Here is a 26,814-nt window from a genome sequence, read left to right on the forward strand (position 1 = left end):
ATGCAAAGATAAAGAATCTATTAAAATATAATTTATAGTCTCAATTTTATTGCTATTATCCATAGAAAAATGTATCCTTTCAACGAGAGAATAAATAACTAAATACTTGTTAGGTGAGGCTCCTATACAAACATAAGCTATTGCGCAGAAACGTCGAAAGACGCCAATGTGTAAAACAGGAATTGTCGGATTAAGGCTTTTCATAAGATAGCTAAGACGCGTCTTTACGTTGTATAGTGTCAAAACTCGGACGATGAGGGGAAATAATGGACAAACTTCTTACTCACACTAGAAGTTTGTCTTTTTTTAATCAATTGGTTTTTATTTTCAGTTTAAAATAACGTGCGTTAGTTTTGTGTTTCCTTTGACATGTGCACCAAGCAACACTCTTTTTAGATTAAGCAATCAAAATGATTGGAAAACATGCAGGAGGGAAATGGTCATTCTGACACGTTGTTGGTGGCACAAAATGATACCAAGAACAAGTGTAAAGTATAACTGTTATGACCAGGCTGCCAAAAGCAGTCGGCCAAATTTGGGGGCAAATCGATACCAATCTGCCGATGTCAGTCGTAATTGATGTCTTGATGGATTATCTGAAAGGCGAAACTGGAACCATTGATGCTCTGTCAGTGCCAGTTGATCATTCATGGGACATTAATGATCATACGCCAACTGGAAGCGTCTTGTCGATTGATGAAGAGAAAAATAAGGCTGCTATCGCAGATTTTTTCAATACAGGGGAATAGCTGCATGAAAAAAGTGCCTCAAAAAAAGACCCTTCAAATGAAGGGTCGCCTGCTAGTTCGGAAAAAAAATCAGTTTTGTCGTTCCTTGGCAATTTTCAAAACCAAGGAGAAGGCTGCTAAAGCAAAACCGCTATATTTGACAAATTTTTCAAGTGAAGCGATTCGCTGCGCTTTTTGCGCTTTTTTGGTAGTGCCAACAGTTGTATGATGATTTGTTAAGTGTCCCATGAATATCCGCTCCTTCTTCTGTGTATAGTCTTATTATACCTACAAATGAACAGAATGTCTGGATATATGCTGAGGGCCGAGGCTTTCTATTAAAAAGAATAAAGTTGTCAAAAAATACATTCTCTCTCATTTCGAAAATCCAGACATTTTTTGATAATAAAAAGAGTAGTTCATATGCTATAAATAATAGAGGACATTGAACGAGTAAATGAAGTACTTGTTTTTTGGATAAACAAAGAAAAGAAAATACGTATATCGATGCCATTATCGTTATAATCAAAAAGGATGAAGAAAATTGATGGACACAAAGAACTTATATCAAGATTCAAAACATTATTTTGATCGAATGACCGCACATCAACTGCATGATACCTGCCACCAAGCGGATTCACTGATTAGACAATATATCGAAACGCTGCAGCAAGAATTTGAGCAAACTTTAGCAGAAATCAACGGGCAAAACTTTTGGTCCCACTATCCAATCCTCATGGGATTAGATGCTCGATTCGTTCTATTAGATTCATTATTGGCTCTTTCTGATATTGATTTGACTGAACAGGAATTGATTCAAATGGTTGAAAAAGACTATGTGACGATCAACAAAGAATTTTGCGGCTACACGCTGAATGAAAAACCACATGAAAGCTTATTCTTTGCAGTCACTTAATTGAAATGAATAGAATTGTTTAAAATAACGTTAATAATATTCAAAATAATTAAAAATACTTTTGATTAAAGAATAAAAGTAAGTTATTATGAATGTAGTTAAAAAAGATATGTCCAAAAAGACAACTAGGATGTCTAAATGCGTAGCGGCCATTTGTTTTTGAACTTGAAAGAAGGGAATGCGGAAGGAGTTTTTTTATGGATTATTTAGAATTTTCGAAAAAAGAATGGGAGGTTCTGGTCCGATTTTGGTCGACCTCTGAACCGCTTTGCTGTGCTGAATTCAGTGAACAATTTGGGATGAATCGCAATACTGTTCTAGCTGTTATCCGTAAATTATTGAATCACGGCATTTTAGAGATTGAAAGCATCAAGATGAGTGGATCTGTATTGGCAAGAAGATTCCAACCAGCGGTGACAGAGCATGATGTTTTTCAACAGTTATTAACAGAAACACAACTTCGGGCAATGATCAAAAATGTCATCCAATCGATTGACTCGCCAGAAGTCTGTCAAGAATTATTAACGATGATCGAAGAAGCAAAGTGCAGCCAAGCGGTCTAATATGATGCTCATGGCTCGTCGGTTCATCAGTTTGTTACATGTATCAAAAAAACACCCCCTTTCTTTTCAAGTAGCAGAAATGAAAGGGCGTGTTTTTTTAGTTAGTTTCGCTGCCTTGAACGAGTTTCACAGCCAGACGTTGTAATGTGGCCGCTTCTTCTGCAGTCAATGGAAAGAGCGAAAGGAGTGTTTTTGGAATCGCCTCAGCTGCTTGCTTTAACGCGTGACCATCAGGTGTTAGTGAAATGACCACACTTCGTTCATCATGGGGATCCCGTATCCGATTCAGCAATTGTTTCTCTTGCATTTTTTTGAGAACGGGGGTCAGCGTACCAGAATCTAAACATAGATGGCTGCCCAATTCCTTCACAGACACATCACCTTGTTCCCATAAAACCAACATGACTAAATACTGTGTATACGTGAGGTTCAATGGGGCTAATAAAGGTTTGTACTGCTTGATGATTTCTTTTGATGCCGCGTACAAGGAAAAGCAAAGCTGGTTTTCCAATGCCAGTTCATCGAAAGGTGTTTGATCATGCAACGCTGTATTTCTGTCCTCAGACATGATCGTCTTTACGCTTCGACAGCTTTCACTGTCACTTCAATATTGCCAGCAGTCGCTTTTGAGTATGGGCATACTGTATGGGCAACTTCTAGCAACTCTTGTGTTTCTTCTAAAGATAACCCTTCGATTGATCCTTCAAGTTCAACACCTAGAACAAAACTTGATTCACTTTCAGCGTATAAAGAAACTTGTGCGGCAACAGTTGAAGCGCCGTCGATCCCTTTGCTTGATTTTACTAAGTCCAATGCACTATTGAAACATGCGGCGAAACCAGCAGCAAAAAGTTGTTCAGGGTTTGTTGCATTTTCAACACGTTTACCAGGGGCTGCGATATTTAATTCAAGTGAGTGATCTGGGCTGTGGACTTCTCCAGAACGGCCACCAGTGTTGATCATTTTTGTAGAATACATTTTTTTCATAAGACAATCACTCCATATTTTTTATTTTTTACAATTAAATTGTATGCAATCTAAATCGTTTTTGCAAATGATGTGCTCATACTTGCAAAAATAGGATACAAATCAAAAAAACGACCCTATCTATGTAAGATCGCTTTTTTGTCGAAATAATTATTAAGAACGATTGATGGGTTTGTTGTCCACGAGCAAGAGGGCAATCATCACATAACCGATCCAGCTGTCTCTGGAATACAACGTATAGCGAGGTTGCCAGACCGCAGCATATTTTTGTTTATAGTCTCGCAGACCTTCAAAAGAATAGAAGTGCGAGCCAAAGTTGTAAATCAGATAGGCAATGCGCTCTTGAATAAAGCTCGATCGAAAAGTACCGACATTTGCCAACGGCGCCATCCCTAAATCAAAGGTTTCTTTGCCAGCTATTTGGAAATAGGTAAACAATTGGATAAACAAATAATCCATTGTACCGCTTGGCGCCAATTCTGGATCGTAGCGCATCAAATCGATAGAGGCGGATGTGTCTTGATAGGTAGGCATGAAGGAAGCAAAGGCAACAATCCTTCCTGCTTGATTGCGGACAACCGCAACAGGTGCCTGGTTTAAATAGGTTTCAGAATAAAAACCAAGGGAAAATCCTTTTTCTTTGCGCCCATCTAACCATTTATCAGAGACATCTCGCAAAACTGATAAATGATTTGTTGAAAATGGCGGCTGAAGAACCTCAAAGGTGAATCCTTCTTTGGTGATTTTGTTGTTAAGCGCGCGTTGCCCTTTCATTCGTTTGCCAGATAGTGTGAAAGTTGATAGGTCAACCAGCGCTTTTTCACCAAATTTGATAAAGTCATAACCGAATTCATGCAGCAGCAAAACAATCTCTTCGCTTGTTTCATAAAAAACTGGCAAATAATGCCACTGGTCCATCTCTTCAATGAAAGCTTGTATGGCTTCAGGAAAACGTGCAGTGTTACCGGATGGATCACCCATGACCAAACATTTATTGTTGATCGTCGAAAACTGGAAGAACACTTCTGGCGCCTGAACGTCAGGATAGAAGAAGACTTGTTTATCCTTCAAATACACCAAGTGGCTGTCACTATTACCGCCGTAGGTTGTTAAAACCTGGTTGATCGTATCTAAAGGCGCCTCTACACCAATTTGATGTTTAGACCCCATCAAATATCGTGCGAAGAGCAACATAGCGCAAGCTACGACCATAATCGCGATAAATCCGTGGAGCCACATTTTTTCAGAGGGGAACAGCAGAAAGTCCATCGAATGCTGATGGGGATGGTGGTTGAGGTGGGGCATATTATAGACGCCAATCACAATGTAAAGAATCGTCAATGCACCAATCAAAAGACCATCTATCGTAAGAGCTTCCCAAGCATAGACGATTTGCTTGCGGTATAATTCTGATTTGGAAACCACCATGATCACAAATAAGAGGATCAAAAATAGCATTGTTGAGATACGGAAACCACCAATAAAGGCATAAACAATAGTTGCTGCAATCAAAAATAGGGTAGGGAAATACGCCCGCATGACCCGAGCCGAGATCCCTCTACCAGCCACAATGAACATATAGCCTAATATAATGCTGGGATATTGCAGAATAAAGTTTAATCGAATCGGATTTAACTGTGCCAGCCATTTGATTTGATCGAAAGCATCAGGAATCGTTGCAGACAAAACCAACATCGTGCCAGTGAAATAGAGCAGGAAGACTTCAATTTTGTGGGCAATTTCTAAACACAGTTCCTTTGGCAAGCCAGCGAAACGTTGATTGAAGGACACGCCAATATTCTTACTAAATAAAGCAACGCCAATCAAAAAAGGAATCACATAATAAAAGAGACGAAACAGCAAGAGCCAGACGACAACAGATTCTCTAGGAACGTTAAAGGCAGTCATCCCCATGATCATCATAATATCAAAGGTTCCCAGTTCACCAGGAATCATTGATACGATACCAATCAATGAAGCAGCAATGAACAAAGGCAGCAATTGCCAGACATCAAACGAGAGACCCATCAACCAGCCAACCGATGCAAATGCTGTAAAGACACCAACCCATTCAAAAAATGAGGTGGCAATCAAAAGCAACCTGTCTTTTTGCTGCATGTTTCCTAAATAATCATTCTTCTGGGACAAACTGAGTAAATAAACGATTGGAAAATAAAGACTACCGCCCAAAAGCCAAATCCAATACTGCTGCAGAAAAGGCGATGCCGGACCAAATACCAGCAATAACAAACCAATCAAGGAAAGCATCGACAAGCCGAACATGAGATAAATAAAAATTTTCGACAACGCTTTGGCTATGTCTTTTCCTTTTTTGTCTTTGCCATAGAACTGAGAGCGCAAACCAATGCTGATCAAGCCGCCGAAACCAGCTAAATTATTCAATGAATTGATCATCCAACTTGTTTCAAGCAAATAGCGTTTTGGTAAGTGCTGATCAAGGATACGATTGAGTACGACATCATAGCCGATCATAGGGACAACACAGAGCAATCCTATGACTGCCATCATGCTTACTCGCCCGACAGACAATGAAGCAAAAATCGATTGCAGCTGCTGTATTGAGATCGTTTTGCTTAACGACAAAACTTCAGAAAGAACGATCACGGCGACTGTGATCAGAAATAATGATTTGAACAGTGTTTGATTTTTTTTGAACCATTGTAAAATGTGCATGTCAACCTCCAACTTTTTCAAGAAATGACAATACTTTTGTATTGAAAATTTGCGGGTTTTTGCGGGCAAAGCTGTGTCCCTGTCCTTTGACGACCATAAAGTTGGCACTTGAGATACAGTTTGCGATATAGAATGAATGGGACAATTTGATTGAATCGCGTTTGCCGACCAAAATCAATGTGGGTACGGTGATTTGATTCAAATCAGCACTCGTTAAGCCAATTGGCCGAAAGAGCAAGCCTAGTATAGGAAGAAATCCCTTCATTCCTTTGGAGAAAGGCGCGCATAACCACACGATGAGATATTGGATCAAACTGCCGATCCTTGAAAGCAGCCGCACGCCACTTGGTTCAGTGTTACCAGAATTCAAAATCAGGCAGCGGACATATTCAGGATAGCTGTGACAAAAGACCATCGCTAAATTCGCACCATCACTGAAACCCAATAGTGAAATGCATGTGAGTTTTTCTTGATTGACAATGGCCATCAAGTCATCTGCCATAATAAAAAAGTCCATTTTCTTTTGTGTGTTGGTGGACTTGCCATGACCGCGACTATCGATCAAATACAGTTGATGATGCGCGCTCAGTGCAGCAATCTGATGAGAGAAATATGCACTGCTGCCGCCATTTCCATGTAATAAGAACAGTGGATCGCCACGTCCGATTTTTTCATAATAGAGAACAGAACCATCTTGTAGTGATGCATAACATTTTTCTACTTCCATTTTTTCACCTACTTTATAAGAGTATACCTTGAATCCTCCTGTCTTCTCAATAATTGTCTGTTTTCTTTTGAAAAAATAATGTAGGTTACTTTCATGATTGATCATCGTGTGTATGATGCCATGTATAAAGTGGTTGTCTAACTATTCATTGTCGATTTGGAGGAAAGTTTTTCACCTGATTTTTCTGAAAATTCTTTACAATGCACAATAAATTGTCTATAATTTCATTAATCAATTGAGAATGATTTTCATTTAGAGGGGGTAATCAACAATGTCAACAATCATGGATGTATTAATTATTGGCGGTGGACCCACTGGTTTATATGCCAGTTTCTATGCAGGGTTACGTGATTTATCGGTAGCCATCTTTGAAGCACAAGCAGAACTAGGCGGAAAAATCAATTTTTATCCTGAAAAAATGGTGTGGGATGTAGGGGCTTTGCCGCCTACAAAAGGAAAAAAAGTCAAAGAACAATTAATCGAACAAGCCAAATTATTCAATCCAACGGTGTATACAAAAACGAAAATCGTTGCTTTAACCAAAGAAAATGACTTGTTTTATGCAGAAGATGATTTAGGCAGAACCCATATTGGCCGGACGGTGCTAGTCTGTATTGGCGGTGGTGTGGTTTCGCCGCAAAAATTGCCATGCTTCATTCACAATAATGTGGATGACTTTATTCATTATCAATTCCCGGATCAACAAGCAATCAATGGCAAACATTTGGTAATCTCAGGCGGTGGTGATGCAGCTGTTGATTACGCCATCGAGGCCGCTTCTTACGGTGCGAAAGTCACATTGTGTTATCGCGGGGAGCAGTTGAGAGCCCATGAAGCACAAGTCAAAAAACTAACCACCGAGGGCATTCATGTGATCATGAATCATACCATTGACGGTGTCAATCAAGCAGATACCTTCAACATGATTCTGACCCTGAAAAATAGCCAAACGAAAGAGCGGATCGATTATTTATGTGACCATCTATTGATCCAGCATGGTTATGATCGTGATAGTGCGCTGCTGGATCGAGTGTCGTTTGATTTGGCGAAACACGAAGACTTTTACTTGAATTGCGAGATCCCAACGAAAACCAGTCATCCAGGTGTGTTTGCTGCGGGGGATATCCATTATTTTGCCGGTAAAGTCAACTTGCTGGCAGGGGCTTTTCAAGATGCGGCCCAAGCCATCAATCAAATCAAACATTACCTTGATCCGGCGAGTGTACCGCAAGCGATGGTTTCCTCTCATAATGAGAAATTCAGCGAAATGAATCACCAATTGCTGGTCAACGAATAAATTGGTTCAGCCATATCCATTTGGTAAAAAGTGATGATGCAACTGCCGATGTTTTTACAGGAAGACATCGGCAGTCTTGCCATATCACTTTTTTTGGTTATAAATAGGGTAAAAATTCGTTCTACGAGAAGTGAATGTTTGCCATTCCTAAAACATTAATTCTCTCAAATAATTGGTGCAACCTTGGAAATTTTCAGTTATTATTTTCAAGTTGACTAATGGAGGGATATGATGAATCAAGCAAGATATGATGAATTAAAAAAGGCTGAAAAAGGAGCCATAATCAGTATTGTCGCCTATATCATTGTTTCAGCTGCCAAATTGCTGATTGGTCGTTTCGGTAACTCAGAGGCACTATGGGCGGACGGTTTGAACAATGCGACAGATATTATTGCATCCATAGCCGTTTTGATCGGTTTGCGTGTGGCGCAAAAACCAGCAGATAAAGAACACAAATATGGCCATTGGAAAGCGGAGAATGTTGCCAGCTTGGTGACTTCGCTGATTATGTTGGCGGTCGGTCTTCAAGTCTTGATCTCATCGATCCAAACGATCATCGCTGGCGAAACAACCAGTCCAGATATGATTGCTGCAATTGTCGGTGTCGTTTCGGCAGTGTTGATGTATGGTGTGTACTTTTATAATAAACAATTAGCTGCAGCGGTCAAAAGTTCGGCGCTGTTAGCTGCTGCCAAAGACAATCGCAGCGATGCGTGGACCAGTATTGGTACAGCTATAGCCATTTTTGCCGCATCATTTGGCTTGGGGTGGTTAGATAGTTTGACCGCCATCGTAGTGGCGGTTTTGATTCTCAAAACAGCCATCGATATTTTTCGTGAGAGTGCCTTTTCATTGTCGGACGGCTTTGATGATGAATTGGTTATTCAATATGAACAAGCAATAGCAACATTACCGGAGGTGTTGGCCGTCAAGGCGATTCGTGGACGAATGTACGGTGCCAATGTTTTTGTGGATGTCGTGATTGCCATGGAGAAAACACTGACCGTTGAAGAGAGCCATCAAGTCGCAGACGAAATCGAAGTCATGTTGGCCGAACGATTCCAAGTATTTGATACCGATGTGCATATTGAACCAGCGTAAATCTATGATAAAAAAGAAAGAAACCGCCAACTTGCAGGAGAGAACCCTGCGGTTGGCGGTTTGCTTTAGTTAGATGTATGGACCTTTTAAAAAGTTTTTTAAAAGTCTTGGTGTACTGAGAAGGATCAAACCTATCAAGTGTGAATTGGTGAAAAGAACATGTAAAAAATTTGCGCATGTTTCTCTCTTTTTTGATATTACACTTTTAGAAAAAATTTCTATTCAGTATACTTAGAATAGCATTTACATAAGTAGAATAGACAAAGCGAGGAGTATAACTATGCTAAACAAAAAAATCGTCCAGACTGATCAAGACGAACAAACATTAATGGCACTGATTCAGCGTATTTGGCCAGAAGTCTTTGAACCAATCATTGGAGAAGCACAAGTCGAGTATATGCTGGCGCATTATCAGTCGTTGGCAGTAATCAAAAAAGAGATCCAAGCAGGTGCTGTTTATTTGATTCTAGAAGAAGAGGGACAAGCTGTGGGGTATACGGCTTACGAGGAAACCGATGCGCAGATCTATCTAAGTAAATTATATTTAGACAAGACCACCAGAGGAAAAGGGTATACAAGTGCCATTTTTGATTGGTATGAGACTTTGGCACAAGGCAAGATATTGCATTTGAACGTCAACAAGTATAACAAGCAAGCAATTGCTGTCTATCAGCATCGCGGTTTTGAAAAAATCGGTGAGCGCGTCGTGGACATCGGTGGCGGCTTTGTGATGGATGATTATGTTTTTGAGAAGCGGTGTTGAATGTTTGAGGGGATAATAGAAAAGGAGAGATGAATCATGTCAATGCAAGAAATCATTCAAATTGAAATTGACAAAGATTTAAAATCAGCAGCTGAAGCGATTTTGCAAAAACTTGGCATGGATGCAGCCACAGCAGTTACTATATTTTATGAACAAGTAGTCGAGAAAGGCGGTTTGCCCTTTGAAAAGGTGTTATCTGGTAGCACAAATCAGGCTGATCGGATTGCCGCACTTGCCAAAAAATCGCCTCATATGACTGAGATTGGGGATAATCGGGCATTTGAGGATTGGTTGAACGAAGACGATACGCTACATATTCGTAACTAACGTTATGAGTATGTAGCTTTTTTTCTACTCTTTTTAGGAAGATTGCGTGCTGAATATTATTAATAAAAAGAATAAATAGTAAGAGTTTTTAAAAGAATGGAAGCTATGATGAGAGAAAAATTTTAAGTAAATAAAGTTTTTGATTATTGACTGCTCATGTGACAGAATAGTATTTGATGTGCTTAACACTGGCTAGTATTCTATGAACCAAGATTGATCGTTACATAAAACTATACCCATACGTACATTTAATTTTGAAGAGAAGGACTGTGACAAATGAAAATTACAGCTGTGACAAAAAACGTTTCCAATGAAAGCGCTTGTTGAAACTACTACACGTATAATATAGATGTCAGGAGGGGAAGATATGAATGAGCGTGTTCGTACTATCATCATGTATTTAATCAAAAAACCAGATACAAAAATAGCAGAGTTGACGAAGGAACTCTCCTTGACAAAAAGACAAATCAATTATGCCATTCAACAATTCAATGAAGAACTTTCTGAAAACCAGGTACCAGAAATTACGAGAAATCATGCTGGTGACTTTATGATTCCTTTAGAGGTGATTAGGTTGTTTTCAGCAAGAAACGCGGATGATAATTTGACCTATAATGAACAGGTGCTTACCGAAAATGAGCGAATAGCGTGTATGATTTGTTATTTATGTACCAGAATTGATTATACTAGCATGAATCATTTAACAGATGTGCTCATGGTTTCTCGTAATACAGTTCAAGAAGATTTAAAGAAAGCAGAATGGGTAGCCAGTAAATATGCACTTTCCATTTATTACGATCGACAAAACGGCTACCAATTAAGAGGTTTAGAAAGGAGAGTATTGCAATTACTATCTGATCTTGTTAAACAATATGATTTTTTCAGAACGCTTGAAATCAAGCAGCGCTTGGCACCTGATGTTTCTGAAGAAGATGTGATTCATTTCATACACAACATGGAGCAAATGCTGCATCTAAGTTATTCAGATGAGTCAATTGATTATTTACAAGTCGCAATTCGTTTCTCGCTACAAAGAGCAATCCGACAATTATCAGTTGATGAAAATTATATCCAAAAAGATATCACGGCTACACCAGAGTATAAATTTGTAAAAGTCTTATTACAAGATACGACATGGTCAACAATTGATAGTCAGGCGCAAGCATGGATTGCTTTGTTATTTTTAACATCAAATATATTCGAACGAAAAACGACTCAAACATTTGATTCGGATCAAGTTTTACGTCAATTGATAGATAATATGATTATGAATTTTGAAAATCAAACACTGATCAATATTGAGGATCGTGACATGTTTCAACGAAGAATTCTGGGGCATTTAAGACCTGCTTGTTTTAGAATCAAGTATCATTTGAGTTTGGGTGTTTATTCTTTAGATAGTTTAGTTCAAGACAGTAATCATGCAATTTTAAATGAGTTGATGAAGGAACTGATTATTCCAATCGAGAATTGGTTAGGGAAAGCTTTTCCAGCTGATGAATTAGAATTGTTATCTTATTATTTTGGCTATCAGTTATCAAGTCCGGGGAATACGATCATGCAAAAACCGCGAGCAGTAGTTGTCTGCACGAATGGTGTAATGGTATCAAAGCTGATGCAAGAAAATTTAAAAAAACTTTTTCCTGAATTACATTTCTTGGCTTCTTTTTCTGTAAGAGATTTTTACAGATTCAGTTCTGACTATGATCTTGTGTTTTCTACAACAGCTTTAAAAAGTAATTTACTTCAATTTATTATTGATCCGATTATGTCGTACAAAGAACAAATCAGTTTAAGATATCGTGTGCTTAAAGATTTGGGGCTAAATGGAATTGATCGGTCAGTGGATGAGTTAATGGGCATTATACGAAAATTTACGAAAGTTCAAGATTCTAAACTGCTGATAGAAGAATTAGAGTATTTTTTATTAAGAGAAAAGCAAGATTCCCCTTTAGAAAATGCAAAAGTATTACCTGCACTGACGAATTATTTAAAACCGAATTTTATAACTATTATTGAACGGAAAATGACTTGGAAAGAAGCTGTATCATTGGCATGCCAACCTTTATTGACACATCAGATAATCAATCAAACATTTATTGTAGATTGCCTAAAGCAAATTGAAACTGAGGGCTATGCGGGATATTTAGGAACAAGAACTTGTATTCCTCATACGACAGTAGAACACGGAGTCATGAGAGATGGAATTAGTTTGTTAGTATCAAAAATACCAATAGAATTTCCTAATGGACAAAGTATTTCTTTTATTTTTCCATTGTCATTTTATGATTTGTCAAAGCACTTGAAGGCGGTTAATCAGTTGGCGGATTTCAGCAATAATCAAGGATTGATGGATAAGCTATTGAATGCACTTGATACAAAAGAAATGTATCAGTATTTAAGACAATTCACATAAGGAGGTCAACAATGAATAAATTAAATTATCCTCGTTTTACAATTATTATGCGTGGATATACATATGATGAAGCGGATGCAATTTTGCAAGCAATGAAAGGGTACGAACACCTTTTCGCTGTAGAGATGACGTTGAACACGAATCATGCGCTACAACATATCAATAAGTTAAATGCTCGCTATGGGGAACGTATTTTGATTGGTGCAGGTACTGTCAGGACATTAGATGATGCTAAAGCAGCAGTAGATGCGGGGGCAAAATTTCTTTTGGGACCGCATATTTTCTCCGAAGAAATGCTTGATTTCGCGAAGGAACAAGGTATTATTGCTGTTCCAGCAGCGATGACACCTTCAGAAATCAATGACATGTTTAATAAGGGTGCAGATATAGTGAAAGTATTTCCGGCAGCTGTTGTTACACCTCGTTTTTTCTCAGACGTTCAAGCACCTTTCGGGGAACTACCCCTGATGGCTGTTGGTGGTGTTTCAGCAAATAATGCACAAGAGTATTTTGACAAAGGTGCGAGTTATTTGGGTTTTGGATCAAATCTGTTCAAAAAAGAGGATCTCATATCGAAAAATATTGACCGTCTGGAAGCTTCACTGCAAACGATTTCATCTTTGATTTAAGGAGGAATAAATATGGATGTGACATTAGATAAAGAACTTGTATTTCGAAACATTAAAGTAAATTCAGATAAAGAAGTGTTGGCTTATTTAGCAGATCAGCTTTATAAAAAAGGGTTTGTTGAAGAATCTTATATTGAAGCAATTCAATCTAGAGAAAGAGAATACCCAACAGGACTTCCTTCAACTCAGCCAAGTGTAGCGATTCCGCATGCAAACTATGAGTTGGTACATCATACAACATTAGCCATTGCAACACTGGAAAATCCAGTTGTCTTCCATAACATGGAAGACAATGATTCACTAATACCTACTCAGATCGTTATCATGATGGCGATTGGGGAACCTCATGGCCAAGTAGAAATGCTTCAAAAAATAGTTGGTATTATTCAAGATGAGCCTCTCAGGAAGCAAATGGTAGCAGCAGAAACAGATCAAATACTACTCAATTTATTAAAAAAGGCTATTGCCTAAAAATAGGAGGAAAAGAAAATGAAACGTATTTTAATCGCATGTGGAAACGGAATTGCAACATCAACAGTGGTGGCATCAAAAGTGAAAGATTATTTGAGTGATCATGGAGTAGAAGCTTCCACCACCCAAACCAAATTAATGGAAGTGCCAAGCAAAGTTCAAGATTATGATTTGTTAGTTACTACAGGACAATTTGAAGGTCAAACAGGTGATGTACCCGTTGTAAAAGGTATGCCGATTTTAACAGGTATTGGCGCTGAACAAACAATGGAAGAAATTCTGAATCATTTAAATTAAAAAATAGGAGTAAGGAGCGAATACAATGAAAATTGTAATGAATGTGTTTAATTTCTTTATTGACGCAGGACCTACAGTGATGTTGCCAGTTATTATCACCATCATCGGTATGATTTTTGGGCTGAAGATATCACGTGCATTCAAATCTGGGTTAACTTTGGGTATTGGTTTTGCAGGGATCAAATTGATTTTGGATTTTATGACCACAAATGTTGGCCCTGCAGCGAAAGCGATGGTTGATCGGACTGGTGTTCAATTAGATGCATTAGATGTTGGTTGGGGATCAATTGCTGCTATCACATGGGCTTCGCCTATCATCGCTGTCTTGATTTTTGCCATTTTGATCGTCAATGTTATCATGCTGATTCTAAAGCGTACACAAACGTTGGATGTTGATATATGGAATTATCACCATATGGCTATAGTAGGGGTAATGGTCTATTTTGTTACTAAAAATGTCGCATTAGGTGTGGGTGCATCAGTTGTTATGGCAGTCGTTACGTTTAAAATGTCAGATTGGTCGCAGCCTTTGGTTGAAGATTTCTTTGGTATTCCTGGTGTATCACTGCCAACGGTGTCGGCACTTTCTTCATTGGTTATTGCCTGGCCTTTGAATTGGTTATTGGATCGAATTCCTGTATTTAGAAATTCTAAGTTTACAATTAAAGATGCACAGAAATATCTTGGCTTTTTTGGGGATTCAATGATTATGGGTGGTGTAATCGGTATCGTTATTGGAATTCTGGCTGGTTACGATATCAAAGCAGTCCTTCAGCTTGGCGTGAGTATGTCAGCAGTTTTGGTCTTAATACCTAAAATGACCTCTCTTTTCATGGAAGGGTTGATGCCAATCTCTGATGCAGCACAAAAATGGTCTCAAAAAAAATTCAAAGGTCGCCGATTGTTTATTGGCTTAGATGCCGCAGTCGTTGTTGGTAATCCTGACGTGATTACAACGGCCCTGATTATTATTCCATTAACGATTGCGACAGCACTTGTTTTACCGGGCAACAGGGTATTGCCTTTTGCAGATTTAGCCGTAGTCCCATTTCGGGTCGCTATGGTTGTTGCATTAACAAGAGGTAATTTGCTGAAAAATATTATTATCGGTTTAGTTGTTACCGCTTCATTATTATGGTGTGGTTCTGCAACGTCACCAATCTTAACAGAGATTGCAAAACAAGTAGGAATTGATTTAGGTTCAAGTTCAATGTTGATATCTTCATTTGCAGCAACTTCTATGATTCAAAGTTATCTTGTGTTCTTAGCCTTTACCTACAATCCTCTTATTGGGATACCAGTTTTATTGCTCGCTTTTGGTGGTGTATGGTATTTCTTTGAAGGCATCAAGAAAGTTAACAATGAATCAGTAGTTGAACAAAATTAAGTAGACTATTTTTCAGATAGTAAAAGGGAGTGTATGGTTTGAAAATATCCAAGATAACTGTTTATAAGGTAAAACCCCGTTGGATTTTTGTTAAAATTTCAACAGATGAAGGCATCGAAGGGTGGGGAGAAATGATTTCGGGTACAAAGACTGAAACAGTGGTAGCAGGCGCTTATGAAGTCGGAAACCGCTTTTTGGTGGGACAAAACCCGTTTGAAATTGAACGCCTATTTCAAATAATGCATCGCTCTTTCTTTAGAGGTGGACCTATTCATGGAACAATCGTTTCAGGGTTAGAAATGGCCTTGTGGGATATAAAAGGGAAGGCTTTGCGGGTACCTGTTTATGAATTACTTGGTGGTGCCGCGAGGGATCGAATCAAAGTATATTCATGGATAGGCGGCGACCGGCCAAATGAAGTGGTTGAACAAGCACAGGATCGATTTGATCGTGGATTTACAGCAGTTAAAATGAATGCAACAGAAGAACTACACTATATAGATTCTTATGAAAAAGTCGAAGAAGTTGTAGAGAGAGTAGCATCTATACGTGAGAAATTTGGTTATAAGCTGGATATCGGCGTTGATTTTCATGGTAGAGTTCATAAGCCAATGGCAAAAGTATTAGCAAAAGCCTTAGAGCCATACCATCCAATGTTTCTAGAAGAAGTTGTACTTCCTGAAAATGAGGAGCACTTTAAAGAAGTTGCGCAAGCAGTTTCTGTTCCTTTAGCAACGGGGGAAAGACTTTATACTAGATGGCAATTTAAGTCGATATTCCAAGAAGGAGCCATTGATATTATTCAACCAGATGTTGCTTTATGCGGAGGTATTCTTGAAACACGTAAGATCGCAGCAATGGCTGAGGCCTACGATGTTGCAGTTGCTCCGCATGCACCATATGGACCAATTGCTTTAGCAGCAACCCTTCAAGTGGATTCTTGCACGCCGAATGTATTCATTCAAGAGCAAAGTTTAGGTATTCACTATAACAAAGGGTTTGACTTACTCGATTTTGTAAAAAATAAAGAGGTTTTCCAATACAAAGATGGTTATGTTGATTTACCACAAAAACCAGGCTTAGGTCTTGAGATGGATGAAGACCGCGTAAAAGAAATTGCCCAAGAAGGATTGGTATGGACTAATCCACAGTGGAAAAATTATGACGGCACCATAGCGGAATGGTAATTTAGGAGGGAATAAAAATGGCAGAAGCAATCATTGTGGTGGTCTTTCTCATGCTGTTGATTTTTTTACAAATTCGGGAACAGCAGCGCATCACTTTAGTTACTAAGAGAAGCCGATTGAAGCAAATTATCTCACTGACACTTGCTATGATGGTTTTAATTATTTTCTGGCCAGAACAGTTAGCGGATCAAGTAAAAATGATTGCATTTGCCGTTTTGATCTGTGCGATTGGTTTTCTTAAAGATGGTTTGGCTGATGATCATTTAGTAAAATTTGGTGTTTTAAACGGCGATTATCAGCAATATATTGCGATTCAAATTGAGAATCTAGGCAATGGACAATCCTTTGTTACTTTTCATAATCGAAAAAACAATCAATTTTCATTCTTTTTTGAAGATACTTCCGAAGTTCTAACATCTTATTTCAAACAGTTGGGATTATCAGATAAACTCATTATAGGTGAACTATCTGAAAGCAAAAAGAAAGCCATGAATACACATTAAATTAAAAGGTTGATGAATGATCATCAGCCTTTTTTTTATTTGTCATTTACTTACACACATTCCTATGTTATCATTTCCCTCGTAAACATTATAATGTTATAATTAGGAGGAGTTATATGAACGGGTTTGTCGCATTTATTGAAGAAAAATTGATGCCAGTTGCAAATAAAGTGGGGATGCAACGGCACATGGTGGCGATACGAAAGGGAATCATTGCAACATTGCCACTCACGATTGTTGGGTCATTTTTCACGATCCTATTGAATTTTCCTATTGAATCGGTTGCTGCAGTGATTGAGCCTATCGGGAGGTATTAGATATTCCGTTTCGTTATACCGTTGGCTTATTGGCACTCTATGCGACTTTTGGTATTGCATCATCATTGGCCAAAAGTTACAAACTAGATGCGTTGACAGCAGGGATTTTGGCAACGATGGCCTTTCTTGTAACCGCTGCCCCGCCAATACGTGTGTTTGATTCTGTTGAGGGGATCATTGATGCAGGACGTTATATCAATGTGGCGAATCTAGGGTCAGGATCACTATTTGGCGCCATTGTTACGGCGATTCTTTCAGTAGAAATCTATCGATTCTTTATCGTCAAAAATATTACCATCAAAATGCCAGACGGTGTACCACCAGAAGTGACAAATTCATTTATGGCATTGATTCCTGGAGGCGCGATCTTGGTCTTATTCTGGGTGATTCGTCATATCATTGGCTTTGATATCAATGCTTTCCTAAGCAACTTATTGATGCCATTGAAAGATGTCTTGGCGGGAAATAGTTTGTTCGGCGGTTTATTGACAGTATTCTTGATTTGTTTCTTCTGGGTGTTGGGTATCCACGGACCAGCGATCATGGGTCCAGTCATTCGTCCGTTTTGGGATATTTCTATTGCGGAAAATATGGATGCGTTTCAACTGTCTGGCAATGCCCATGATTTACCGAATATCTTTACCGAACAATTTTTACAATGGTTTGTATGGATCGGCGGGGCAGGAACAACGCTGGCATTGGTCGTGTTGTTTGTCTTTTCAAAGTCCAAATATTTGAAACAATTGGGCCGTTTGTCTCTATTACCAGGATTGTTCAACATCAATGAACCAGTCATTTTTGGTGCGCCAATCGTGATGAACCCTATCTTAGGGATACCATTCTTAGTGGCACCTTTGATTACAACGACAATTTCGTACTTTGCGACCACAACCGGTATCGTACCGATGATGGCTGCCCGATTAGGTTTTGCGATTCCGGCACCGATTGCCGCATGGATGAGTACGAACTGGAGTGTGGCAGCTGGCGCATTAGTTATTGTCAACTTCTTGATCACATTGGCGATTTATTATCCATTCTTTAAAGTATTTGAAAAACAACAAATCGAACGAGAATTAGCTGAAGAAACAACAGAAATGTAAAAATAAAACATCCGATAAGAAAGAGGTGCAAGTATGGTCATCTATGCAATGGTATTATTTTTTGCCTGCCAGATATGGTCAACAAAATCAGCCTTCGCAAAGAAGATGCAACAACTGTCTTTTTGGCGAATAACGTTAGGAATGATCGTGGTGATTACGATGGTAATAGTTTTGAGTATAAATTTGCCTTTTGCGCCATGGTTGATTATTACGGTGACGATACTGTGCAGTTCACTCTTATTGACAAGGTTTACGACTTTTTATGAAGAAATGAGGTTGAATAAATGACAAAACGACAATTAGGTATCTCCGTTTATCCAGACCATAGCAACATCGAAGATGACAAAGCCTACTTAGCTTTAGCACAAAAATATGGCTTTAGCCGCATTTTTATGAGTATGTTAGAGGTCACAGAAGGCAAAGAAAACGTGCAAGCGAAATTTAAAGGCTTGATTGATTATGGGAAATCTTTAGGCTTTGAAACGATTTTGGATGTAGCACCAAGTATCTTTGAAGAACTCGAGATTTCATATGATGACCTGACGTTCTTCCATGAATTAGGCGCAGATGGGATTCGTCTTGATCTTGGTTTCGATGGCAATAAAGAGGCGATGTTGACTTACAATCCTTTTGGTTTAGCGATTGAACTAAATATGAGCAACGACGTGGCATATTTAGACAATATTTTGACCTATCAAGCCAATATTCCTTTTTTGTATGGTTGTCACAACTTTTATCCGCAAGAAGGCACCGGTCTGCCTTATGATTTCTTTATGCAATGCAGCCGTCGTTTCAAAGAAAAAGGCATTCGTACTGCGGCTTTTGTTACAGCAGAAAGCGGGAACATCGGACCATGGGATATCAATGATGGGCTGCCTACATTGGAAATGCACCGTCATTTGCCAGCAGATGCAGCAGCCAAACATTTATTTGCGACAGGTGTGATTGATGATGTGATTATCGGGAATGCTTACGCTTCAGAAGCAGAATTGGCAGCAATGGGTGCCATTGATCGGTATCAAACGTCCTTTACGATCGAATTTGCATCAGAAGCAAATGATGTAGAGCGCCAAATCGTATTGAATGAGCAGCATTATCGTCGAGGAGACATAACATCACGAATGATTCGATCCACTGAAGTCCGCAAAAAATATAAGCACGAAGCCAATCCTGCCCATGACCAGCTAGCTACTTTCCAAAGAGGCGATGTGGTGATTGGAAATGATGGTTTTGGCAAGTACAAAAATGAGTTGCAAGTTGTTTTGGAACCGCACGCTGATGAACGAAAAAATAAAGTTGGCCAAATTGCTGCGTCTGATTTGTTGTTATTGGACTTTATTCATCCATGGTCTAAATTCACCTTTACGGACAAGAAAGGAATGAGTTAGGATGTTTGATTTGATTATTCGTCAAGCACAGACGATTGATCAGCAACAAATGGATATTGGCATCAAGGATGGCAAGATTCAGCAAATTGCTCCCTCTATCGATGCCCTAGCAGAAAACGAAATCTGCTTAAAGGAAGGCGAATATCTTTCAGCTGGTTGGATTGATGACCATGTTCATTGTTTTGAAAAAATGACCTTATATTATGATTATCCAGACGAGATTGGGTATAAACATGGTGTGACGACGGTGATTGATGCAGGAACAACTGGCGCTGAGAACATTCATCGCTTTAATGATTTGGCTAAAGAAGCCCAAACCAACGTTTTTGCACTGGTCAATATCTCTAAATGGGGCATTGTTGAACAAGATGAACTGGCAGACCTATCCAAAATCAAAGCTGAGTTAGTAACAGATGTGTTGAAAAAATATCCTGACTTTATCGTTGGGCTTAAAGCAAGAATGAGTAAAACAGTGATTGGGGATAATGGCATCACGCCGTTAGACCTTGCAAAAGACATTCAACGCGCCAATCAAGGCTTGCCGCTGATGGTCCATATCGGGTCAGCGCCACCCACGCTGGATGAAATTTTAGGCCGCATGGAAAAACATGATGTGTTGACCCATTGTTTCAACGGCAAAGCAAATGGTATTTTGGACCAAGAAAATCAATCAATCAAACCGTTTGTTTTTGATGCCTATCATAAAGGCATTGCCTTTGATATTGGTCATGGTACAGACAGTTTTAATTTTGATGTGGCTGAAAAAGCACTGGCAGCTGGTATCAAAGCGTCATCGATCAGTTCTGATATCTATATTCGCAATCGAACCAATGGACCCGTCTATGACTTGGCAACCACAATGGAAAAATTAGCAGTCGTAGGGTATGATTGGAAAGAGATCATCGAGAAAGTGACGATTGCTCCTGCCGCTCAATTTGGTCTAACAACCAAAGGCAAAATTGCGGAAGGATATGATGCAGATTTGACGATTTTCTCCTTTAAAGCAGCTGATAAAGTGTTGACTGATTCAAACGGCAATACTCGAAATACATCGATTCAGATCATACCATCAAAAGTAGTGATTGGGGGAGAACTATTTGAAACTGACTATTGACGATCTGGCGTTAAAAGAAGTCATCAATGCTTCAGGTAAAATGACAATATTGGGTGTTTCCAAAGTCAGCAACGGTGTTTTAAAAGCACAGAAATATGGCGGTGAACACTTTTTTGAAATGGCTGACCTCGCTGTGAAAACCGGCGCTTACTTAGCCAAGTTGTTGAACGTGGAAGATGCCCAGATCGTATCCTCTGCATCAGCAGGAATCGCGCAATCTGTGGCTGCCTTGATTGGCCAAGGGGATCTGTACCATCTGTATCATCCTTATAGCCCGAAGATCAGCAAGCGGGAAATCATTTTACCCAAAGGCCACAATGTAGATTATGGGACACCTGTCGAAGTGATGGTGGCCCAAGGGGGTGGCACAGTGGTGGAAGCGGGCTATGCCAATATGTGTACAGCAGAACATATTGCCCAAATGATCACCCCAGATACTGCTGCTATTTTGTATATCAAGAGTCATCACACGGTACAAAAAAGTATGCTGACAGTGGCGCAAGCGGCAGAAGTTGCCAAAGCCCATCAGATACCATTGATCGTTGATGCGGCGGCGGAAGAAGATTTGTTTGCTTACAGCGAAGCGGGGGCAGATGTGGTGATTTACTCTGGCGCCAAAGCATTATCAGGCCCGAGTGCTGGTTTAGTGGTTGGCAAAGGAAACTATATTGAATGGGTACGTCTGCAATCAAAAGGTATCGGTCGTTCGATGAAAATCGGCAAAGACAATATCCTTGGCTTCACCGAAGCAGTAGTTGCCTATTTAACTGATGGTACTGAATCTGGTACTTCTATGAAACAACGGCTGCAGCCTTTTATCGATCGCATCAACCAAATAGAAGGACTGCAAGCAACCATCGTTCAAGACGGTGCCGGTCGGGATATTTACCGTGCCAGTGTCAAAGTGTGCAATGGTTCAGCAATCGCGGTGATCAAAGCGTTGAAAACAGAGAATCCTGCGATTTATACGAGAGAGTATCAAGCCAATAATGGGATCATTGAATTTGATATACGGGCAGTTGATGCCAGCGAGATGCACGCAATCGTTGAAAGATTGCACCAAATCATGATAGGAGATTTTTGAAAAATGAACAAAACACCCAATTATCTAAATGAACGGGTTTGCCTGAATATCTTGGCAAAATCAGTTGAAAATGCGCAAGCTTGTTACGAAGCAGCAGAAGGGCACGTCGTCTTAGGTGTGCTTTCGAAAAACTATTCATCAGATGAAGCGGCCATCGAAGACATGACACGGTATCAAGCCGCAACCGATAATGCCCTTTCAGTGGGCTTAGGTGCGGGTGATCCAAATCAAAGTACCATGGTGACTCGTATCTCAGCTAAATTACAACCGCAACATGTCAATCAAGTCTTTACAGGTGCAGCTGCCTCAAGAGCCCTGTTGGGTCAATCAGAAACCGTGATCAACGCATTGGTTTCGCCGACAGGTAAAGTTGGCTACGTCAATATTGCAACTGGTCCGCTAAGCAGCCAACAACCCGTTGCTGAGATACCTGTCGAAACAGCAATTGCTTTATTGAAAGATATGGGGGCAAGCTCGGTCAAATATTTCCCAATGAAAGGATTGGCCCACAAAGAAGAATTTATTGCAGTCGCAAAAGCATGTGCCGCCCATGATTTCTATTTGGAACCAACTGGCGGTATCGATCTGGACAATTACGAAGAAATTTTGCAAATCGCTGTTGATGCAGGTGTCAAAAAAATTATCCCGCATATTTATAGTTCGATCATTGACGGGGAAACTGGCGATACCAGACCTGAAGATGTGCAAACACTCTTAGCAATGACCAAAAATGTCCTTAAAAAGAATGGATCAATGGAGGGGTAGCGATGCGGATCGGGGCTTACGGTGAAGTGATGATGCGTTTGACGCCACCGGAATATCGAACATTAGAGCAAACCCACTCATTGCGGATGGATTTCACAGGCACTGGGGTCAACTTATTAGGCAATCTGGCCCATTTTGGGTTGGACACGAAACTGTTGACCCAAGTACCTGACAATCGCTTAGGCGATACAGCAAAGGCCAACTTGCAAACCTATGGGATCCAGACTTCATTTGTCGGCAAACGGCACAACCACATCGGCAGCTATTTTGCAGAGGTAGGTTATGGTGCACGTCCAACATATGTCACCTATCAAAACCGCCACAATAGTTCTTTTGGCGTATCAGGACCAGATACTTATGCACTGCATGATTTTTTGGCGCAAGTCGATCTGGTACACATTTGCGGTATCTCGTTAAGTTTGACGGAGGCAACTTGGCAAACAGCATTGGCTTTAGCACAAGCGGCAAAAGCGCAACAAGTAGCAGTTTGCTTTGATTTTAATTTCCGCCCCAGCTTAAATGATGCGGCCGATCGGGCGAAGTTGAAAGAACGCTATAAAACGATTTTGCCTTATAGCGATATCGTCTTTGGGTCAACACGTGATTTAGCTGAATTGCTGGATTACCGCAAAGTGTTCCCTGACGAAACAGATGATCAATTGATTCAATCTTTCATGGACGTCTACGATATCAAGTGGTTTTGTGGAACGAAACGTTTGGCAGTGGCTGATCAACAATTTATCACTGGCAAAATCATCACCAAAGAAGCGGCTTACGAAACAGATGCCCAATTGCTGCAAGTCCTTGACAGGATCGGCGCCGGTGATGCCTATGCAGCAGGGATTCTTTATGGATATGCCAATCATTGGTCCATCGAAAAAACCGCAACGTTTGCAATCAACAATGCAGTCTTGGCGCATACTATGTTAGGGGATGTCTGTTTGACCACTGTTGAACAGGTAGAACAAGTCATGCATGCACCGGGTACAGATTTGATTCGATAGAAAAATACCGCAAAGTAGACTGTTTGAAACAGTTGGCTTTGCGGTATTTTTAATTTGATAGCAAAATTTAAGAGCACCTATTTGACAAAAATCAAGCTTCAGGCGTTTCATTGATCAATCCGTGCAAGAAAAGATCGATCGCAGGAGCCATTTGATCATGGGTTTGTTGATTGACATCCAAATGGGCTGCCAACAAGATAAACAATTGACTGGTTGCAAATTCAGCACTAACGCCACCGCGGATCTTGGTGTCGCTGGATTCAAAAAGAGTCACGATCGGTTTTTGATAATTTTCTTTCCAAAGAAGATACAATTTGAATGAGGTATCCTTAGAAACCGAATGTTGAATATCATTCATCATCATATAAAAATTGACAGGATGCCGTCTTTTCAAAAAAGCAAACATCTCATAGATTTTCTCAGCCAATGTCAACGCAGGATCTTCTGCGATACGCCAAAGATTGACGGATACTTCTTGTGATAGTGTGACCATGACCTCAAAGTAAATCGCTTCTTTTCCTTTAAAATGATAATAGATATTTGGTTGTTTGATTCCTAAGGCATCTGCGATTTGTCTTGTAGACGTACCATGATACCCTTGTTGCATAAAAAATGATTCGGCGACTTGTAAAATTTGCTCGTACATCAATTGACCTCCAGATCGGTTTGTCGCAGCATTTTTTTTGCTGTAAACAATAATTGCAATTTGCGCTGTTTGGGCACAACTTGTTTGTGGTGTATCACTTGATAATGCTGTTTTCGAATCACGTGAAGAATCTCCTTATAAATCAAGGCTGCAGCCATCAAGGATTCTCGACAATCTTGATCGATCAAAGGCATCATCTCAAAGGATGCTTCGTATAATGACTCAGCGATCCTTGCTTCATATTCCCACAAATCAATGAAAGAATCAAGTTGATTTCCCAAGGACAAATCGTCTTGTGTCAGATTGAATGCAAGCATGGTTTCTTTTGGCAAATAGACTCTGTTCATGCGAAGATCCTCACCGATATCTCGCAAGATATTGGTTCGCTGCATCGCTTCGCCTAATTTCTTGGCGGGTTCTTGGATCTCTTTGGCATGGCTGGACAAAATGGGCAGCAGCATCAGTCCGACACTGCCAGCAACATAATAACTATATGTCGCCAAATCCGCTTCTGTCACTGGTTGTTCAAAGGATAAATCTTGCGCTTGTCCCGTCAACAGGTCAAAGAAAGGCTGATAATCCAAATCAAACTGAATGAATGTCAGTGCTAGAGCCCGCCAAATCCTATGATCAGGATCTGAATCATAAGAATAAAGCGCCAAGCGCGCTTGGTCAGATGGTGCCTGTTTCAACACGTCAAGCTGCTGCGCCATTTGTGCCAATAATTCTGGATCTTGGTATTCATCTACAGCATCATCCGCGCGACGACAAAAGGCATAAACCGCATAAACAGCGCGGGCTTTGTCTTTTGGTAATTGCGAAAAAGCGGTATGGAAGTTTTTCGAATGTTTTTTAATAATCGCTTCGCAATAGGCAAAGTCTTGCTGATAGGCATCAAAATCGATTTGTTTAGCGGTCATCTCTCAAAAGCTCCTCTACTGCAAGTTTGGCGCTTTGCATCACAATTGGAACACCTGCCCCAGGATGGGTACTGCTGCCGCAGAAGTATAGACCTTCAGCATAGTCGAATTTATTATGGGGGCGATAATAATTGCTTTGTGCCAAAGTTGGTTTCAGTCCGAAAGTGGCGCCATTATAGGCATTGAAGCGCCCTTTAAACGTTTCTGGTGTATAGATTTTCTCAAATACGATATGTGCGTCGATATCATGATAAGGTGTTTTTTCTTTGATCAAGTCAATCACTTGCTGGCGGTAGTCTTGAATTACTGAATCAGACCAATCGTTGAATTTTGATAATTCAGGAACTGGAACCAAGACATACAAGCCTTCTTGGCCAGCCGGTGCCAATGACGGATCCAGCAAACTTGGTCGATACAGATAGAAGGAGGGGTCTTGTGGTAATTGACCGTCTTCAAAAAGATCATCGACATTTTTTTTGAAATCATCAGCAAAATAAATATTATGGAGTGCTGTTTGATCATAAGTTTTGTCCAAACCAAGATAGAGCAAGAAGCAAGAGCAGGAATAGTCCATCGCGTCAATCTTCTTGTCTGTATATTTGCCGCGTTTGTTCTCATCAGGGATCAAAGCAGACATTGCATAAGGAAAATCAGCGCCGCAGATCACAGCATCCGCAGCAATCAGGTTGCCTGCAAAACGGATGCCTTTGGTTTGTTTGTTTTCAATGACGATTTCTTCGACAGGGCTATCGTAATGGATGGTCCCACCTAACTCTTCAAATAGTTGGGCTAGACCTTTGGCCAATGTGTACATTCCACCTTTGATAAAGTAGACACCGTACATCAATTCGATCATCGGAATAATTGTATATAAAGAAGGACCCTGATAAGGCGAGACCCCTATATATAAAGTTTGAAACGCCAACGACTTGCGCAACCGATCATCTTTGACAAATTTAGAGATGGAGGAGTAGGCATCGCTGAAGGTCTTGAGCTTCAGACCTGCCCATAAGGATTTGGGATTGTAAAAGTCCCGCCATGTCCGAAAGGATTTGGTGATAAACATTTCTTTCGCAATGACATACCGTTTGTAAATATCGGCCAAGAAGGCGAAATACCCTTGTGCATCTTCTTCTGAAATGGCTTCGAGTGATTTTGTCAATTCAACCAAATCGTTAGAGAACGACAGGGATTCTTGTTCAGAAAAATGCAGATCCAACATCGGATCAACTTTTTCCATTGGGATATAATCATCAGGATCAACACCAGCAAAGGTAAAGACTTCGCGATAAATCTCTGGCATCATCACAATCGTGGGACCCACATCAAAGGTAAATCCTTGTCCTTTGATTTGATTCATTTTTCCTCCAGGCTGACTTTCTTTTTCATATAAAGTGACTTGATAACCTAACTTTTGCAAACGAACAGCGGCAGATAAACTAGCAACACCTGCACCGACAACAATAATCTTTTTCATTCAAAC

The 26,814-nt window shown here is 40.0% G+C and carries 27 protein-coding genes, 1 pseudogene and 1 riboswitch; of the genes and pseudogenes, 20 read left to right on the plus strand and 8 right to left on the minus strand.

The genetic code is table 11. The features are described from left to right. Window positions 1-98 precede the first annotated feature (98 nt). Window positions 99-266: riboswitch (M-box (ykoK) riboswitch) on the plus strand. A gap of 237 nt (window positions 267-503) precedes the next feature. Beyond that, window positions 504-749: an LCP family protein gene (locus A5886_RS05390; RefSeq protein ID WP_086273995.1), complete on the plus strand. Its 246-nt coding sequence runs from the start codon at window positions 504-506 to the stop codon at window positions 747-749. A 69-nt stretch (window positions 750-818) separates the two neighbouring features. Here A5886_RS05390 and A5886_RS15650 read toward each other — a convergent pair whose 3' ends face one another. Continuing rightward, window positions 819-977 (minus strand): acetyl-CoA carboxylase, encoded by a 159-nt coding sequence (locus A5886_RS15650; RefSeq protein WP_143353763.1) that lies wholly within the window; start codon window positions 975-977, stop codon window positions 819-821. 298 nt (window positions 978-1,275) lie between these two features. Between A5886_RS15650 and A5886_RS05395 the strand changes: the two genes are divergently transcribed. Continuing rightward, a complete protein-coding gene (locus A5886_RS05395; RefSeq protein ID WP_086273996.1) occupies window positions 1,276-1,644 on the plus strand; it encodes a DUF7006 family protein in 369 nt (122 codons plus the stop codon). A 197-nt stretch (window positions 1,645-1,841) separates the two neighbouring features. Beyond that, a complete protein-coding gene (locus A5886_RS05400) occupies window positions 1,842-2,207 on the plus strand; it encodes a helix-turn-helix domain-containing protein (protein ID WP_086273997.1) in 366 nt (121 codons plus the stop codon). Between the two features lie 97 nt (window positions 2,208-2,304). Here the strand turns inward: A5886_RS05400 and A5886_RS05405 are convergent, their stop codons facing one another. The 4 genes from A5886_RS05405 to A5886_RS05420 form a co-directional block, all read right to left on the minus strand. Beyond that, a complete protein-coding gene (locus A5886_RS05405) occupies window positions 2,305-2,775 on the minus strand; it encodes a MarR family winged helix-turn-helix transcriptional regulator (protein ID WP_086273998.1) in 471 nt (156 codons plus the stop codon). An 8-nt stretch (window positions 2,776-2,783) separates the two neighbouring features. Further along, a complete protein-coding gene (locus A5886_RS05410; RefSeq protein WP_086273999.1) occupies window positions 2,784-3,194 on the minus strand; it encodes an organic hydroperoxide resistance protein in 411 nt (136 codons plus the stop codon). A gap of 153 nt (window positions 3,195-3,347) precedes the next feature. Next, entirely contained in the window at window positions 3,348-5,888 is a 2,541-nt protein-coding gene (gene mprF, locus A5886_RS05415; RefSeq protein WP_086274000.1) for a bifunctional lysylphosphatidylglycerol flippase/synthetase MprF, read from the minus strand. Between the two features lies 1 nt (window position 5,889). Continuing rightward, window positions 5,890-6,615 (minus strand): alpha/beta fold hydrolase, encoded by a 726-nt coding sequence (locus A5886_RS05420; RefSeq protein ID WP_086274001.1) that lies wholly within the window; start codon window positions 6,613-6,615, stop codon window positions 5,890-5,892. Between the two features lie 271 nt (window positions 6,616-6,886). Between A5886_RS05420 and A5886_RS05425 the strand changes: the two genes are divergently transcribed. The 17 genes and pseudogenes from A5886_RS05425 to A5886_RS05510 all read left to right on the plus strand — a co-directional run bounded on the left by A5886_RS05425 (window position 6,887) and on the right by A5886_RS05510 (window position 23,765). Further along, the gene (locus tag A5886_RS05425) at window positions 6,887-7,912 is read left to right on the plus strand and encodes an NAD(P)/FAD-dependent oxidoreductase (protein ID WP_086274002.1); all 1,026 of its coding nucleotides are present in this window, start codon (window positions 6,887-6,889) and stop codon (window positions 7,910-7,912) included. Window positions 7,913-8,143: 231 nt separating this feature from the next. Beyond that, window positions 8,144-9,013 carry a cation diffusion facilitator family transporter gene (locus A5886_RS05430; RefSeq protein ID WP_086274003.1) on the plus strand — a complete coding sequence of 290 codons (870 nt, stop codon included), beginning with the start codon at window positions 8,144-8,146 and terminating at the stop codon, window positions 9,011-9,013. A 280-nt stretch (window positions 9,014-9,293) separates the two neighbouring features. Next, window positions 9,294-9,776 carry a GNAT family N-acetyltransferase gene (locus A5886_RS05435; RefSeq protein WP_086274004.1) on the plus strand — a complete coding sequence of 161 codons (483 nt, stop codon included), beginning with the start codon at window positions 9,294-9,296 and terminating at the stop codon, window positions 9,774-9,776. 36 nt (window positions 9,777-9,812) lie between these two features. Continuing rightward, window positions 9,813-10,103: a type II toxin-antitoxin system RelB/DinJ family antitoxin gene (locus tag A5886_RS05440; protein WP_256926155.1), complete on the plus strand. Its 291-nt coding sequence runs from the start codon at window positions 9,813-9,815 to the stop codon at window positions 10,101-10,103. A gap of 367 nt (window positions 10,104-10,470) precedes the next feature. Then, on the plus strand, window positions 10,471-12,519 hold the full coding sequence (locus A5886_RS05445; RefSeq protein WP_086274006.1) for a BglG family transcription antiterminator: 2,049 nt from the start codon (window positions 10,471-10,473) through the stop codon (window positions 12,517-12,519). Window positions 12,520-12,530: 11 nt separating this feature from the next. Beyond that, window positions 12,531-13,148, plus strand: a complete 618-nt coding sequence (locus tag A5886_RS05450) for a bifunctional 4-hydroxy-2-oxoglutarate aldolase/2-dehydro-3-deoxy-phosphogluconate aldolase (protein WP_086274007.1) — start codon at window positions 12,531-12,533, stop codon at window positions 13,146-13,148. A gap of 12 nt (window positions 13,149-13,160) precedes the next feature. Then, window positions 13,161-13,619: a PTS sugar transporter subunit IIA gene (locus A5886_RS05455; protein ID WP_086274008.1), complete on the plus strand. Its 459-nt coding sequence runs from the start codon at window positions 13,161-13,163 to the stop codon at window positions 13,617-13,619. An 18-nt stretch (window positions 13,620-13,637) separates the two neighbouring features. Then, the gene (locus A5886_RS05460) at window positions 13,638-13,916 is read left to right on the plus strand and encodes a PTS sugar transporter subunit IIB (protein WP_086274009.1); all 279 of its coding nucleotides are present in this window, start codon (window positions 13,638-13,640) and stop codon (window positions 13,914-13,916) included. 25 nt (window positions 13,917-13,941) lie between these two features. After that, window positions 13,942-15,303 (plus strand): PTS galactitol transporter subunit IIC, encoded by a 1,362-nt coding sequence (locus A5886_RS05465; protein WP_086274010.1) that lies wholly within the window; start codon window positions 13,942-13,944, stop codon window positions 15,301-15,303. Window positions 15,304-15,341: 38 nt separating this feature from the next. Next, a complete protein-coding gene (dgoD, locus tag A5886_RS05470) occupies window positions 15,342-16,490 on the plus strand; it encodes a galactonate dehydratase (RefSeq protein ID WP_086274011.1) in 1,149 nt (382 codons plus the stop codon). Between the two features lie 17 nt (window positions 16,491-16,507). Continuing rightward, window positions 16,508-16,993: a hypothetical protein gene (locus A5886_RS05475; protein ID WP_086274012.1), complete on the plus strand. Its 486-nt coding sequence runs from the start codon at window positions 16,508-16,510 to the stop codon at window positions 16,991-16,993. Window positions 16,994-17,109: 116 nt separating this feature from the next. Beyond that, window positions 17,110-18,410 (plus strand): annotated as a pseudogene (locus A5886_RS05480) (PTS sugar transporter subunit IIC). A 284-nt stretch (window positions 18,411-18,694) separates the two neighbouring features. Next, on the plus strand, window positions 18,695-19,798 hold the full coding sequence (locus tag A5886_RS05490; RefSeq protein WP_086274014.1) for a DUF871 domain-containing protein: 1,104 nt from the start codon (window positions 18,695-18,697) through the stop codon (window positions 19,796-19,798). Between the two features lies 1 nt (window position 19,799). Then, on the plus strand, window positions 19,800-20,912 hold the full coding sequence (locus tag A5886_RS05495; RefSeq protein ID WP_086274015.1) for an amidohydrolase/deacetylase family metallohydrolase: 1,113 nt from the start codon (window positions 19,800-19,802) through the stop codon (window positions 20,910-20,912). Continuing rightward, complete coding sequence (locus A5886_RS05500) at window positions 20,896-21,996, plus strand: DgaE family pyridoxal phosphate-dependent ammonia lyase (RefSeq protein ID WP_086274016.1); 1,101 nt, start codon at window positions 20,896-20,898, stop codon at window positions 21,994-21,996. Before A5886_RS05495 ends, A5886_RS05500 begins: the two co-directional genes overlap by 17 nt. 3 nt (window positions 21,997-21,999) lie before the next feature. Beyond that, window positions 22,000-22,761: a 2-dehydro-3-deoxy-phosphogluconate aldolase gene (dagF, locus tag A5886_RS05505; RefSeq protein WP_086274017.1), complete on the plus strand. Its 762-nt coding sequence runs from the start codon at window positions 22,000-22,002 to the stop codon at window positions 22,759-22,761. Between the two features lie 2 nt (window positions 22,762-22,763). Next, window positions 22,764-23,765, plus strand: coding sequence for a sugar kinase (locus A5886_RS05510; RefSeq protein ID WP_086274018.1), 1,002 nt, complete (start codon window positions 22,764-22,766; stop codon window positions 23,763-23,765). A gap of 91 nt (window positions 23,766-23,856) precedes the next feature. Here A5886_RS05510 and A5886_RS05515 read toward each other — a convergent pair whose 3' ends face one another. Genes A5886_RS05515 through A5886_RS05525 form a run of 3 tightly spaced genes read right to left on the minus strand, consistent with a single transcriptional unit; the run spans window position 23,857 to window position 26,808 of the window. Then, the gene (locus tag A5886_RS05515; RefSeq protein ID WP_086274019.1) at window positions 23,857-24,411 is read right to left on the minus strand and encodes a TetR/AcrR family transcriptional regulator; all 555 of its coding nucleotides are present in this window, start codon (window positions 24,409-24,411) and stop codon (window positions 23,857-23,859) included. Beyond that, window positions 24,411-25,331 carry a phytoene/squalene synthase family protein gene (locus A5886_RS05520; protein WP_086274020.1) on the minus strand — a complete coding sequence of 307 codons (921 nt, stop codon included), beginning with the start codon at window positions 25,329-25,331 and terminating at the stop codon, window positions 24,411-24,413. Before A5886_RS05520 ends, A5886_RS05515 begins: the two co-directional genes overlap by 1 nt. Then, complete coding sequence (locus tag A5886_RS05525) at window positions 25,321-26,808, minus strand: phytoene desaturase family protein (RefSeq protein WP_086274021.1); 1,488 nt, start codon at window positions 26,806-26,808, stop codon at window positions 25,321-25,323. Before A5886_RS05525 ends, A5886_RS05520 begins: the two co-directional genes overlap by 11 nt. Between the last annotated feature and the right edge of the window lie 6 nt (window positions 26,809-26,814).

It is taken from the genome of Candidatus Enterococcus testudinis (assembly GCF_002140915.1).
In the GTDB taxonomy this organism is placed as follows: Bacteria; Bacillota; Bacilli; order Lactobacillales; family Enterococcaceae; genus Enterococcus_D; species Enterococcus_D testudinis.